This is a genomic window from Halomonas sp. EF61 (assembly GCF_040147045.1).
GTDB lineage: Bacteria > Pseudomonadota > Gammaproteobacteria > Pseudomonadales > Halomonadaceae > Halomonas > Halomonas litopenaei.
Map to the genome: position 1 here is coordinate 845,596 of NZ_JAMSHM010000003.1, position 12,218 is coordinate 857,813.

The 12,218-nt window shown below is 65.4% G+C and carries 13 protein-coding genes; 11 read left to right on the plus strand and 2 right to left on the minus strand.

Annotation, left to right across the window (positions count from 1 at the left end; all coding sequences use genetic code 11):
* The first annotated feature begins 66 nt into the window (after positions 1-66).
* The 7 genes from NFI08_RS18530 to NFI08_RS18560 all read left to right on the plus strand — a co-directional run bounded on the left by NFI08_RS18530 (position 67) and on the right by NFI08_RS18560 (position 7,373).
* Positions 67-648: a PqiC family protein gene (locus tag NFI08_RS18530; RefSeq protein ID WP_045994327.1), complete on the plus strand. Its 582-nt coding sequence runs from the start codon at positions 67-69 to the stop codon at positions 646-648.
* A gap of 218 nt (positions 649-866) precedes the next feature.
* On the plus strand, positions 867-2,219 hold the full coding sequence (locus tag NFI08_RS18535) for a DEAD/DEAH box helicase (protein WP_108447837.1): 1,353 nt from the start codon (positions 867-869) through the stop codon (positions 2,217-2,219).
* 143 nt (positions 2,220-2,362) lie between these two features.
* Positions 2,363-2,863, plus strand: coding sequence for a hypothetical protein (locus tag NFI08_RS18540; protein WP_045994329.1), 501 nt, complete (start codon positions 2,363-2,365; stop codon positions 2,861-2,863).
* An 82-nt stretch (positions 2,864-2,945) separates the two neighbouring features.
* Entirely contained in the window at positions 2,946-4,175 is a 1,230-nt protein-coding gene (locus tag NFI08_RS18545) for an MFS transporter (RefSeq protein WP_349591203.1), read from the plus strand.
* A gap of 43 nt (positions 4,176-4,218) precedes the next feature.
* Positions 4,219-5,265 carry an asparaginase gene (locus NFI08_RS18550; protein WP_349591204.1) on the plus strand — a complete coding sequence of 349 codons (1,047 nt, stop codon included), beginning with the start codon at positions 4,219-4,221 and terminating at the stop codon, positions 5,263-5,265.
* Positions 5,266-5,363: 98 nt separating this feature from the next.
* Positions 5,364-5,600, plus strand: coding sequence for a DUF2789 domain-containing protein (locus NFI08_RS18555; RefSeq protein ID WP_045994332.1), 237 nt, complete (start codon positions 5,364-5,366; stop codon positions 5,598-5,600).
* A 267-nt stretch (positions 5,601-5,867) separates the two neighbouring features.
* Entirely contained in the window at positions 5,868-7,373 is a 1,506-nt protein-coding gene (locus tag NFI08_RS18560; protein WP_349591205.1) for a GGDEF domain-containing protein, read from the plus strand.
* 64 nt (positions 7,374-7,437) lie between these two features.
* Here the strand turns inward: NFI08_RS18560 and NFI08_RS18565 are convergent, their stop codons facing one another.
* Positions 7,438-7,848, minus strand: coding sequence for an SRPBCC family protein (locus NFI08_RS18565; protein ID WP_045990888.1), 411 nt, complete (start codon positions 7,846-7,848; stop codon positions 7,438-7,440).
* Positions 7,849-7,946: 98 nt separating this feature from the next.
* The gene (trhP, locus tag NFI08_RS18570) at positions 7,947-9,263 is read right to left on the minus strand and encodes a prephenate-dependent tRNA uridine(34) hydroxylase TrhP (protein ID WP_349591206.1); all 1,317 of its coding nucleotides are present in this window, start codon (positions 9,261-9,263) and stop codon (positions 7,947-7,949) included.
* Positions 9,264-9,509: 246 nt separating this feature from the next.
* Here trhP and queC point away from each other — a divergent pair, with 246 nt between their 5' ends.
* The 4 genes from queC to NFI08_RS18590 all read left to right on the plus strand — a co-directional run bounded on the left by queC (position 9,510) and on the right by NFI08_RS18590 (position 12,149).
* Positions 9,510-10,241 carry a 7-cyano-7-deazaguanine synthase QueC gene (queC, locus tag NFI08_RS18575; protein ID WP_108447833.1) on the plus strand — a complete coding sequence of 244 codons (732 nt, stop codon included), beginning with the start codon at positions 9,510-9,512 and terminating at the stop codon, positions 10,239-10,241.
* Positions 10,234-10,887: a 7-carboxy-7-deazaguanine synthase gene (gene queE / locus NFI08_RS18580; protein ID WP_108447832.1), complete on the plus strand. Its 654-nt coding sequence runs from the start codon at positions 10,234-10,236 to the stop codon at positions 10,885-10,887. Before queC ends, queE begins: the two co-directional genes overlap by 8 nt.
* A complete protein-coding gene (locus NFI08_RS18585; protein WP_108447831.1) occupies positions 10,887-11,732 on the plus strand; it encodes a 6-carboxytetrahydropterin synthase in 846 nt (281 codons plus the stop codon). Before queE ends, NFI08_RS18585 begins: the two co-directional genes overlap by 1 nt.
* Positions 11,733-11,843: 111 nt before the next feature.
* On the plus strand, positions 11,844-12,149 hold the full coding sequence (locus tag NFI08_RS18590; protein ID WP_349591207.1) for a YkgJ family cysteine cluster protein: 306 nt from the start codon (positions 11,844-11,846) through the stop codon (positions 12,147-12,149).
* The last annotated feature ends 69 nt before the right edge of the window (positions 12,150-12,218 follow it).

The window sequence follows — 12,218 nt, forward strand, 5'->3', positions numbered from 1 at the left end:
TCTGCGGACTCGGGCGGGATAGACGGAAGCATCGACAACACTGACCTCACCGGAAAGGAGTTCTCCATGAGGCCGATACATCGCCTGTGTGTTCCCCTGCTGGCGCTGTGGCTGGGCGGCTGCGCCAGCGGCACCGCCCCCATGAACCACTACGTGCTGCCCTCGGATGCAGGAAGCAGCGATGCCCGGGTCCCCAGCGCCGACGAAACGCCCTTGCTGGTGTCCACACCCAGGCTCGCCAACTACCTCGAGGCCGAAGGCATCGTCCTTCAACTCGACGACATCTCGCTGAACGAGGCCAAGTCCCACCAATGGGCGGCACCGCTGGCACAGCAACTCGAACGCGGCCTGCGCGACCGCCTGGAGGCCAGACTGCCTGGACGTCGGGTGCTGCTGTCCGGCGACAGCGGCAACGCCCTGACCCTGGAATTGAGCGTCGACCGCTTCCAGGGCCACTACGACGGCTACGCCGTGGCTTCTGGTCAGTGGCTGTTGCGTGACGGCCAGCGCAAGGTGGTGGACAGCGACAGCTTCGAGGCCACCGAGTCGCTGGACAGCGACGGCTATTCGGCACTGGTACGAGCGCTGGGGCGCACCTGGGATCAGGTGGCCGATGATATCGCCGCCCGGGTCCGTGTCGCCCCCTGAGCGTCTCGACAACGCCTCCCCGCCCCTCATCAAGGTTCTGCCGGCCCGACTTCTTTTCACCCCCGCCGATGCGCCGGGCCGGCAAATCTGGCATCATGCCCGCAACGGTGACGGGGGTCCCCCGCTAGAGCGGTCACCGAATTTTTCCCCACGCCTTGTCCGGGACCGACGCCATCAGAACGGTGGCGTCCAGCGAGTGCGTGCGTGCTGGAGTTTGCATGAGTTTTTCCGATCTCGGCCTGCGTGCCGAATTGCTTCGCGCCGTCACGGCGCAAGGCTATGACACCCCGACTCCGATTCAGCGTCAGGCCATCCCCGCGGTACTCAAGGGTGGCGACCTGCTGGCCAGTGCCCAGACCGGCACCGGCAAGACAGCGGGCTTTACCCTGCCGATGCTGCAGCGCCTGGCCGATGGTCCTCGCCCCTCCAAGCGCCAGGTCCGTGCCCTGGTACTCACGCCCACCCGTGAACTCGCCGCCCAGGTCGGCGAGAGCGTGCGCGACTACGGTCAGCACCTGTCACTGCGTCACCACGTAATCTTCGGTGGCGTCGGCCAGCAACCCCAGATCGACGCCCTGCGGCCCGGTCTCGATGTGCTGGTGGCAACGCCTGGCCGCCTGCTCGACCTGCACCAGCAAGGCCACGTGGATCTGTCGAGCGTCGAGATCCTGGTGCTCGACGAAGCCGACCGCATGCTCGACATGGGCTTTATCCACGACATCCGCCGTGTGCTGAAGCTGTTGCCCGAGAAGCGTCAGAACCTGCTGTTCTCGGCGACCTTCTCCAGCGAGATCCAGGCGCTGGCCGACAAGCTGCTCGACCGCCCGGAGATGATCGAGGTCGCACGCCGCAATACCACCGCCGAGACAGTCGACCAGGCCGTCTACCGAGTGGACCGAGAGCGCAAGCGCGAGCTGCTGTCACACCTGATCACCAGCCAGCGCTGGTTCCAGGTGCTGGTGTTCACCCGCACCAAGCACGGCGCCAACCGCCTGGCCGAGCACCTCGACAAGCGCGACATCTCCGCCATGGCGATCCACGGCAACAAGAGCCAGTCAGCCCGTACCCGCGCCCTGGCGGCGTTCAAGGCCGGCGAGCTGCAGGTTCTGGTGGCCACCGACATCGCCGCCCGTGGTCTCGACATCGACGAACTGCCCCACGTGGTCAACTTCGAGCTGCCCAACGTCGCCGAGGACTACGTCCACCGCATCGGTCGTACCGGCCGTGCCGGCAACGAAGGCCAAGCCATCTCGCTGGTGTGCGTCGATGAACATGGCCTTTTGAAAAACATCGAGCGCATGATCAAGCGTGACCTCGAGAAGCGCATCGAACCGGGCTTCGAGCCCGACCCCAACGCCAAGCCGGAGCCCATCGAGAACGGCCGCAACAAGCGCGGTGGTGGTCAGCGCCGCAGCCAGGGTGGCAACAATAGCTCCCAGCGCGGCAACGGACGACGTGGTGACGGTGGCGGTGCCGGTGGCGGCGGTAATGCCCGCAACGGCAATGGCGAGCAGCCTGCACGTCGCAGGCGCAGGCGCTCCGGCCAGGGCAACCGCCAGGGACAGGCATAAGCTCGAGCATCGGCTCAGGCATAGCCCCGAGCGTCGGTGCAGGCATAGCCCCGAGCGTCGGCTCAGGCATAGCCCCGAGCGGCTGGACAAGAGCAATCCAGGGGGCGGCTTGCCGCCCCCTTCCATCTCAGCAGGACAGCGATATGGCATCTCCAGAACTGATCAAGGAATATCGCCGCTTCCGGGCCTTCCAGAAGCAGGCGCAACTCGATAACGAGCATCGCGGCGCCCAGACCAAGATCGACGAGGCGCGGGTCAGTGCCGCACGCATGACCGAGGCCTACCGCAGCATGGCAGAGAAAGGCGCCGAGCAGGGGGCCTGCTATCGCACCCTCTACCTGCGCGACCATGACGGCGTGGCGCTGACCTGCGAAGGCTGGATGTTCGTGCGTCGCGTGCTGGCCGAAGGCGGTGCCACTCGCGTACGCGCCAGCCTGCTCGAGACCTTCCGCCTGGAGAATGGCCAGTGCGCCCCCGGCGACACCCCGGTCGAAAAGATCACCCTGGAGATCTACGACCAGCTGCTGGTCGACAAGGGCATGGCCACCGCCGTGCGCATCGATGGCGTCGACGGCGATCGCCACAGCCAGTTCCTGACCTTCAATGATCAGGTGCGTGGCGATCTGCGTCGCTTCCTGAAATAACCGTATCGGCCGCCGTCCGCGGGGCCTGCGCCTCCGGCGGCGCGCCTTCCCCGCTGCGGTGGTCCACCCGCTGGAGCCCCCGATGAAGGTCTCGTCCCTGCCCTGGCGCTTTCTGGTGCTGATGGTACTGGTCGGCCTCAACCTGAGACCGGCACTCTCTTCGCTTGCCCCGCTGCTCGCCCGTGTGCAGCAGGATACCGGCCTGTCCCCCAGCGCCATCGGCGCCCTGACCACCCTGCCGGTGCTGTGCCTGGGGCTGTTCGCTCCGCTGGCGCCCCGCCTGTCGCGCCAGTACGGCCCGGAACGCGCCTTGTCGCTGGGTCTGGTGGTCATCACCAGCGGTCTGCTGCTGCGCTGGCAGGGGAGCCCCCTCGCGCTCTACGCCGGCACCCTGCTGGTGGGTGCCGGTATCGGTGTGTCGGGCGCCCTGCTACCGGCGCTGGTCAAGCGCGAGCTGCCCCGGGGCGCCGACCTGATGACCGGGGTCTACACCATGGCCCTGTGTCTGGGTGGCGCCCTGGGTGCCGGTCTGGCGATTCCCCTGAGCGACCTGCTGGGTGGCTGGACACGCAGTCTGGCGGCCTGGTCGCTGCTGGCCATGGCGGCGCTGATCGCCTGGGAGCTTTACATGCCGCGCACCGCCGCTACCCCGCGGATGGCGGGTGACCCCGGCACCGGCTTGACCCGTGGCCTGCTGCGACAACCCCTGGCCTGGCAGGTGGCGCTATTGATGGGCACCCAATCGTCGCTGGCCTACATCGTCTTCGGCTGGCTGCCGACGCTGTTGATGCAGCGCGGTATCGGCGAGGCAGAGGCCGGCCTGTTGATGGGCATGTCGGTGATGGTCCAGCTGATTTCTGCGCTACTGGCTCCCTGGCTGGCCCGCTTCGGTCGCGATCAGCGCCCGGCCCTGCTGCTGGTCCTCGCCAGCACCGCCAGTGGCCTGTGGATCCTGCTGATGGCCGACACCTCCCTGCGCTACCTCGGCGCACTGCTGCTGGGACTCGGCCAGGGCGGCAACTTCTCCCTGGCACTGACCCTGATCGTGCTGCGCAGCGCAGATTCGCGTCTGGCCGGCCGCCTGTCCGGACTGGCCCAGGGTGGCGGCTATGCCCTGGCCGCCCTGGGCCCCTTGAGCGTCGGCATCATGCTTGACCTGCAGGCACCGATCACCGCCATCGCCTGGCTGTTGATGGGGATCGCCGCCGCCGCCGCCAGCTTCGCCTGGTTCGCCGGTCGTCAGCGTCAGCTCTGCTTCGACGCCGACGATAACGTCATCACCCGCTGCGCGCCTCGCCGAGCCTCACGCTGATACTGTCACTCGTGTCTTCACTCCTTGTGCAGGAAGCCCACCCATGACCCACTCACCCCTGGCCCCGGTGCTGGTGATCTACGCCGGCGGCACCATCGGCATGATCGAGACCCCCTCAGGCCTCGCCCCCGGCCCCGACATGGAAGCCCGGGTGCGCGACGCCCTGGCCACACTACCCGACGATCGCCGGACCGCCCTGCCACCCTTTACCTGGATCGAGGTCGACCAACCCATCGACTCCAGCGGCGCCCGTCCCGAGGACTGGGCCCGGCTGGCCGCGCTTGTCGCCGAGCAGGCCAATCGCCATCGCGGCGTGGTCGTGCTGCACGGCACCGACACCCTGGCCTGGACCGCCTCGAGCCTTGCCTACCAGCTTCAGGGCATCGATCGCCCGGTGGTGGTGACCGGCTCCATGGCGCCGCTGGCCCAGCAGCACAGTGACGCCCTGTACAATCTCGAGAGCGCGCTGCGCTACGCCGCCATGCCTGAATTGCAGGAAGTGGCGGTGAGCTTTGGCGACAAGCTGCTGCGGGGCAGCCGGGCTCGCAAGTGGCACACTCGCGAGCCGGATGCCTTCGAAAGCCCCAACCTTGACCTGCTGGGGAAGCGCCACTGCAACGACTTCCGGCTGCATCGCGAGCGCAGCCTCGAGGCTACGCAGCGCGGCGCACCCCGCTACGAGCTCGGCGACTATCATGGGCTGGGGGAGCAGGTGGTGCGGGTGGTTCTGTGGCCGGGCATTCAACCCTGGCAGCTTGCGGCATGGCTGGGTGACGACCGCGTCAAGGGCGCCCTGATCGAGGTGTGGGGCGGCGGCAATGTACCTGACGACCCCGAGCTTGGCGCCGTGCTGGCAGAGGCAAGCGGCCAGGGTAAGCTACTGGTCGCGATCAGCCAATGCCCACACGGCACCATCGACATCGGACACTACGCTGCCGGCAAGATGCTGGCCGACGCCGAGGTGGTATCCGGCGACGACATGACCCCTGAGTCGGCCTATACCAAACTGGTGCATCTGCTGTCGCTGCCCCTCTCGCTGGAACAGAGACGTCGGCTGTTTCGAACCCCGCTGGTCGGAGAACGAGGTTGACATCACACAGGTCACAGAGCAATTTTATGCTCTATTGACACTCAAGGGGCCATGATGGAGTAAGGTTAGGGAGTCCCCGTCATGACAAGGAGTTGCTCATGGAACACCCGGATCATCCTTTCAGCGAGTTGTTTGAACAGCTGGGCCTGGCATCCGAGCCGGAAGCCATCAAACGATTCATCGATCGCAACTCGCCGATTCCGGAGGGGGTCGAACTGCCCGATGCGGCCTGCTGGAACGAGGGACAGTCGGAATTTCTGCGCGAAGCCATCGAGGCCGATGCCGACTGGGCCGAGGTAGTCGATCATCTGGACGCTTCACTGCGCAAACCCTAGGGCTTGTGCGAAAAGGGCTTGTGCGAAAAGTGTCTGCGCTCGGTAATACGGCGTTAAAAATCGGCTTGGGCGCCAGCCCGGTTAAAGTGCTCATTCACACCCCCTAAACGGCACTTTCTCACCGCTTTTCGCCTTGTCTAACCATCGCTCGCCGACTTTTCGGACATAGCCCAAGCGAGCCGCCGACATCAGCGGCTCGCGCCACTATCAGGCCGATGGATCGGCCCTGACACCAACCACACAACGACAATCGATGGCCTTTTCGACGTGACCTGCCTTCCCCCTGATATCGAAGCGCGGCTCGAGCCCGCCACGCGTCTTCCCTCTCTGCCTGCCGTGGTGTCCGAGCTGCTGGTACTGGCGAGCAATAACGACGCGCCGCTGACCGACTTCGCGACCCTGCTGTCCCGTGACCCGGCCCTGTGCCTGCAACTGCTGCGGCTGGCCAACAGCCCCTACTATCGCCGCGGCTGCGATCCCGTCATCTGCTGCGAGCATGCGGTGACACGCCTCGGTATCGATGGCACCCTCACCGCGCTGCTGGGTTTCACCCTGGTGCGCGACGCGACCCGCGGCCCCCTGGCCGACTATTGGCGACGTACCCTCGCAGCCGCGCACTTGATTCCGGCCATCGCCAAGGTGGTAAATCCCCGCCAGCCGGGCGAGCTGTCGACGCGCGCCCTGCTACGCGAGGTCGGGGTACTACTGCTGTACGCATTGGACCCGAACTACTTTGAGCTGACCGCCCAGGCCGCCACCCGCGAACAGCGCCTGGCTCTGGAACACCGGCATCTTGGCTGCGACCGCGACCAGGCGTCGAGCTGGCTGGCACGGCGCTGGCAGCTGCCCACCAACCTGTTCCTTCAGCGCCCCGTCGATCCGGAAGGCCAGCGTCACCACGAATGGCTCGACGGCATTTGCCTGGAGCTCGCCGACGAACTCGCCGGATGCTGTCTGGACGACGACAGCGACGCCATCCCCGCCGTGCTTCATCGCTTTCAGCAACGCATGAACATGGACGGCAATGCCCAGGCACGTCTTGTCGATGAACTCGCGAGTCGCCTTGAGACCTTGCCGGATTTTCTCGCCACCACGCTGTCGGCAGATGAGGATATCGAACGCCTGCTGGTCGCCGGCAAGCAGCGCCTGCATGGGCTGACCATGAGCCTGGCCGAGCGGTTGCACCACCGCGAGGACCAGCTGATTTCGCTCCAACGCGACAACGAGGCACTCGACCTGCGCGCCAGCACCGATGCCCTCACCGGTCTTGCCAATCGCGCCGCGCTGGAACGGCGCCTCGAGGAGATGCTCGAGGACGCCCATGCCCGAGACAAGCCGCTGTCGGTGCTGTTTCTCGATCTGGATCACTTCAAGCCGCTCAACGACCGCTACGGCCACCGACTCGGCGACATCGTGCTGGTCAATGTCGCCGCTACCCTGCGTGACGCCATCCGTGAGTCGGACCTGGCGGCCCGCTACGGCGGAGAGGAGTTCGTCATCGCCCTACGGAACACGCCGGAGCCAGGAGCTCTGAGGGTCGCACAGCGGCTACAGCAGTGGCTTTCCGAGCAGCCCATGGCCCAGGTTGACCAGCGCCCCCTTTACGTCAGCGCCTCTATCGGCATCGCCCAATGGCAGCCCGGCATGGACAGCATCGACGCAGCGTCGCTGGTGGAAAAGGCGGACCTGCAGATGTACCAGGCCAAGCAAGCCGGCCGTGCCCGTATCAGTCAAGCTGAACAACTGCAGGAGCGCGCCGGGGAAACACCCTGAAGCAGCACCTGATCAGAACAGGATCTACGCCAGGCGCCGATGTCAGTAGACGTCAAGGTACTCGCTAGAGACGCGCCTCGACCCGCTCCAGGATCTGGGCGCTGACCTTGGCGACCAGCGGGCGAGCCGCGCGATTGACCGCCTTGGCGACCAGCCGATTGCGGATCTGGTAGTCGACGATCAGGCTGACCGCGGTACCTTCATCGACCGCTTCGAGTTCATAGCGGCCCTGATTGCGCACACCGTCGATCGACTCCCAGGCCAGTCGGCTGGGTGGCGACTTCTCGGTTACCTGCACCTCGAAGGTCCAGTCCATGCCGACCGCGTGGACATGCCAGCGATAGCGATCGTCCCCGAGCGGCTCGATCTCGGTGATCAGATCCGAATAGTCGGCGAAATCCTCGACCTTTTCGAGCAGGGCGAAGACGCGCTCGGGAGGCGCGGGAAGCGTGGCGCTGTGTTCGATGGTGGGCATGGCCAGACCGACTCCTTGCCTGAGGGATGCTCCAAGGTAAGGCTGCTACGGAGCCTAGCATCCCGGTTCCCCAGGCCCTTGTAAAGCCGTGCCTATCATCAGGCTGACGGCAGGTCCCGCAACAACAGCGCGAACTCGAATTCATCAGGCGACAGCGCCTCCCCCGGCAGCTTGAGCCTTACCCGGTGACCATCCCCAGGCGCTACCTTCAGCGCGCTGCCGTTGCCCGCCTCCATCGCCTCGAGGGTGAAGGGACGGTTGCCGGAGGGCAGCATCAGCTCGAGGCAATCGCCGACCTTGAAGTGGTTCTTGACCTCGATATCCAGCCAATCTGGCCGCGACTGCCCCACTACCTGGCCGACGAACTGCTGGTGGACGCCCACCGAGTGCCCACGCTCGTAATTCTGATACTCGTCGTGGACGTGGCGTCGGTAGAAGCCTTCGGTATACCCCCGATTGGCCAGGTTTTCGAGCTCATCCATCAGCCCCATGTCGAAGGGGCGCCCGGCCACGGCGTCGTCGATGGCACGACGATAGACCTGGGCGGTGCGTGCTACATAGTAGGGGGACTTGGTCCGCCCTTCGATCTTCAGCGAACTGACCCCCATCTCGGCGAGCCTCGCCACGTGCTGAACGGCGCGCAGGTCCTTGGAATTCATGATGTAGCTGCCGTGCTCGTCCTCAAACACCGGCATCAGTTCGCCTGGCCGCTGTGGGTCCTCGATCAGCGCCGAGTTCTCCTCCCGGCCCTGTGCCACGTCCTGCGCCGGGATCAGATCGCCACAGGCGTCAGTGCCGGCCGGGTGGGTCCGGTAGTTCCAGCGACAGGCGTTGGTACAGGTGCCCTGATTGGGGTCGCGCCGGTTGAAGTAGCCCGACAGCAGACAGCGTCCGGAATAGGCGATGCACAGGGCACCGTGAACGAAGGTCTCGATCTCCAGGGTCGGGCACTCGGCACGGATCTCGGCGATTTCCTCAAGCGACAGCTCACGCGACAGGATCACCCGGGAGATCCCCTGGGACTGCCAGAAGCGAGCCGCCGCGTGATTGACCACGTTGGCCTGCACCGACAGATGGATCACCTGGTCAGGCCAATGCTCACGCACCATCATGATCAAGCCAGGGTCGGACATGATCAGCGCATCCGGCCCCGCCTCGACGATCGGTGCCATGTCCTTCAGGTAGGTCCTGAGCTTGGCGTTGTGCGGAGCGATATTGGAGGCCACGTAGAAGCGCTTGCCACGCGCCTGGGCCTCAGCGATGCCTCGAGTCAGGTTGTCGAGGCCGAAGTCATTGTTGCGCACACGCAGTGAGTAGCGCGGCTGACCGGCGTAGACCGCATCGGCGCCATAGGCGAAGGCGAAGCGCATATGCCGGTAGGTGCCGGCCGGTGACAGTAGTTCAGGGGCATTCATCCAGGCGTCTCTCTCGTGGTCCGGGCTTGGTCCGGGCTTGGGCCGGGGTTAAACCGGGCAGACAGCAGTAAACCGCGCAGCCTGCCACAACCGCGAGCAATGCACGTTGACAAGGAGCAAGTCGCCGGCATCAACGCCGCACTGGTGTTGCCGTCCGGCTTTCGTTACCCTTGTCGCGCCGGACCGGACCCCGGCCGCTGGCGATCCTTGTCGCCACCCCAAATTCTCCGAATCGAGACCCCCTTCATGAGCACGACTTCCCGCTCCACCGTGGTGATCTACTCCGGTGGCATGGACTCTTTCACCGTACTTCATCGCGCCTTGCACGAAGGCCTCGAAGTTCACGCCCTGTCATTCGACTATGGCCAGCGCCACGCCCGCGAACTCGAGGTGGCCCGCCATGTCTGTCAGGAGTTGAAGATCCCTCATCAGGTCGTCGACATCACCGCCATCCATGGCCTGATCGACAACTCCGCGCTGACCGACGCCAATCGCAAGATCCCTGGTGGTGACTACGCCGAAGACAACCTCGCCGCCACCGTGGTCCCCAATCGCAACATGGTGCTACTGTCGCTGGCCATCGCCAAGGCGGTGAATATCGGCGCCAGTCGCGTCGATTACGGCGCCCACGGCGGTGACCACGTGCTCTATCCGGATTGTCGTCCCGAGTTTGTCGAGCAGATGAATGCGGTGGCCGCCATCGCCAATTTCTCGCCGGTAGAGATCCACGCACCCTATCTGCGGTCCAGCAAGAGCGAGATCCTGGCCGACGGACTGTCCATGGGACTGAACTACCGCGACACCTGGACCTGTTACGAGGGCCGGCGCCTGGCCTGTGGCCGCTGCGGCAGCTGTCTGGAGCGGCTCGCCGCCTTCGCCGACCAGGGTGTCGAGGATCCGTTGGCCTACGCCGCCAATACCCGCCACGAGCCGGCGATTGCACAGGCAGACCAGGGCGGAGCACACCAGGATGTATAGCGTCAAGGAAGCCTTCTATACCCTTCAGGGAGAAGGCGTACAGGCCGGCCGCGCCAGCGTCTTCTGTCGCTTTGCCGGGTGCAATCTCTGGTCGGGCCGTGAGCAGGACCGCGCGAGCGCCCAGTGTCGCTTCTGTGACACCGACTTCGTCGGCACCGATGGTCAGAACGGCGGACGCTTTGCCACCGCCGAGGCCCTGGCCGAGCACATCACCCGCTTGTGGCCACACCCCCACGAGGGTGTCACGCCCTACGTCGTATTCACCGGTGGCGAGCCCCTGCTGCAGCTGGATGCCGCCTTGATCGACGCGGTGCACGCTGCCGGCTTCGAGATTGGCGTTGAGACCAACGGTACTCTGGCTGCGCCGGACGGCATTGACTGGCTATGTGTCAGCCCCAAGGGCAATGCGCCGCTGGTGCAGACCCGCGGTGACGAGCTGAAGCTCGTCCATCCCCAGACCGACGCCCCGCCGGAGCGTTTCGAGGGCCTGGACTTCGACCATTTTCTACTGCAGCCGATGGACACCTCCGGGCTGATGGCCAGCGACGCTCGCAAGGAGCCGCTCTCCGCCACGGTAGCGCACTGCATGGCGCATCCACGCTGGCGGCTGTCGCTGCAGACCCACAAGATCGCGGGAATCGACTGATGGCACTCTTTGTACGACGACTGACACATCTCGACGTGTCGCTGTGGTGTCCCGATCGTGGACTGATCGGCGCAAGCTGGCTGGTCGACGTCGAACTCGATGGAGAGATCGGTGAAGACGGCATGCTGTTCGACTTCGGCGAGGTCAAACCCTGGATCAAGGCACGTCTCGACGGTGGCGCCGATCACACCCTGCTGGTGCCTACCGAAGCCCCTGGCGTTAGCGTCAGCGAATGTCGCGAAGGCATCTGCGTACGCACCACGACGCCCTATGCCATGGAGGTGCGCGGACCCCGCCAGGCCTTTACCCTGCTACCCTGGCGCAGAATTACCCCCGAGGCCATGGCCGAGCACCTGTCACGCCAGTTGATGCGCCAACCGCCCGAGCGGGTATCCAGCATCGAACTGCACCTCGCCGATGAGTCCATCGATGGCGCCGCCTACACCTACAGCCATGGCCTTCGTCGCCACGCCGGCAACTGCCAGCGTATCGCCCACGGCCACCGCTCGCGGCTGGAAATCGTTCAGCGCGGCGTGCGACAGCCGGAGCTCGAGCGCCGCTACGCCCGCTGGCTCGACGATACCTACCTGGTGGACGAACACGACCTGGAACAGCACCAGGGCGACATGCTGCAGTGCGGCTACCGCTCACCGCAGGGCCTGTTTCACCTGCGCCTGCCCCGCGAGCGCTGTCACGTCCTGCCCGGCGCCACCACGGTGGAACGCATCGCCCAGTGGCTGGCGGCGACCGTCGCCCGGGACACCGGTGAGGACACCGCGGTGCGCGCCTATGAAGGCGTCGACAAGGGCGCCACGGCAAGAAGCCCCGGCGAACGATCTCGATAACTTCTCGATAACTTCTCGATAACTTCTCGATAGCATCTCGAGATCGGCAAGAGAGACCGACCACCGAGACAACCAAGTGCATTTGAAGAATGCAATGAGCCAACCAACGTCATGAGCGAACTGATCGCCTCCTCCTCGCCGCACGAGACCCGCACAGCGACCGGCGAACAGGGCTGCCGCCCCGGCTGCGGCGCCTGCTGCATTGCGCCGTCGATCAGCTCACCGATTCCCGGCATGCCGGCGGGCAAGCCCGCCGGCATCCGCTGCGTGCAGCTCGACGACGACAACCTGTGCCGCCTGTTCGGCCGACCCGAGCGTCCGGCGGTGTGCGAGCGCTTCGACTACGACGCCGATATCTGCGGCAGCCACAGAGACCAGGCGCTGGCCAATATTGACGAACTCGAACGCCTGACCTGAGTCGGGCTGACCTGAATCGGGCTGACTTATTCCGAGTAGCCGTCGCTCAGTGTCTTCTGCACCGGTTGT

What these genes read in the sequence shown, in the direction of transcription:
- NFI08_RS18565 (WP_045990888.1), bottom strand. Translation starts at nt 7,848, where the DNA reads ATGCCCACCATCGAACACAGCGCCACGCTTCCCGCGCCTCCCGAGCGC.
- NFI08_RS18585 (WP_108447831.1), top strand. Translation starts at nt 10,887, where the DNA reads ATGGCACTCTTTGTACGACGACTGACACATCTCGACGTGTCGCTGTGG.
- NFI08_RS18535 (WP_108447837.1), top strand. Translation starts at nt 867, where the DNA reads ATGAGTTTTTCCGATCTCGGCCTGCGTGCCGAATTGCTTCGCGCCGTC.
- NFI08_RS18545 (WP_349591203.1), top strand. Translation starts at nt 2,946, where the DNA reads ATGAAGGTCTCGTCCCTGCCCTGGCGCTTTCTGGTGCTGATGGTACTG.
- NFI08_RS18540 (WP_045994329.1), top strand. Translation starts at nt 2,363, where the DNA reads ATGGCATCTCCAGAACTGATCAAGGAATATCGCCGCTTCCGGGCCTTC.
- NFI08_RS18550 (WP_349591204.1), top strand. Translation starts at nt 4,219, where the DNA reads ATGACCCACTCACCCCTGGCCCCGGTGCTGGTGATCTACGCCGGCGGC.
- queC (WP_108447833.1), top strand. Translation starts at nt 9,510, where the DNA reads ATGAGCACGACTTCCCGCTCCACCGTGGTGATCTACTCCGGTGGCATG.
- NFI08_RS18555 (WP_045994332.1), top strand. Translation starts at nt 5,364, where the DNA reads ATGGAACACCCGGATCATCCTTTCAGCGAGTTGTTTGAACAGCTGGGC.
- NFI08_RS18530 (WP_045994327.1), top strand. Translation starts at nt 67, where the DNA reads ATGAGGCCGATACATCGCCTGTGTGTTCCCCTGCTGGCGCTGTGGCTG.
- trhP (WP_349591206.1), bottom strand. Translation starts at nt 9,263, where the DNA reads ATGAATGCCCCTGAACTACTGTCACCGGCCGGCACCTACCGGCATATG.
- queE (WP_108447832.1), top strand. Translation starts at nt 10,234, where the DNA reads ATGTATAGCGTCAAGGAAGCCTTCTATACCCTTCAGGGAGAAGGCGTA.
- NFI08_RS18590 (WP_349591207.1), top strand. Translation starts at nt 11,844, where the DNA reads ATGAGCGAACTGATCGCCTCCTCCTCGCCGCACGAGACCCGCACAGCG.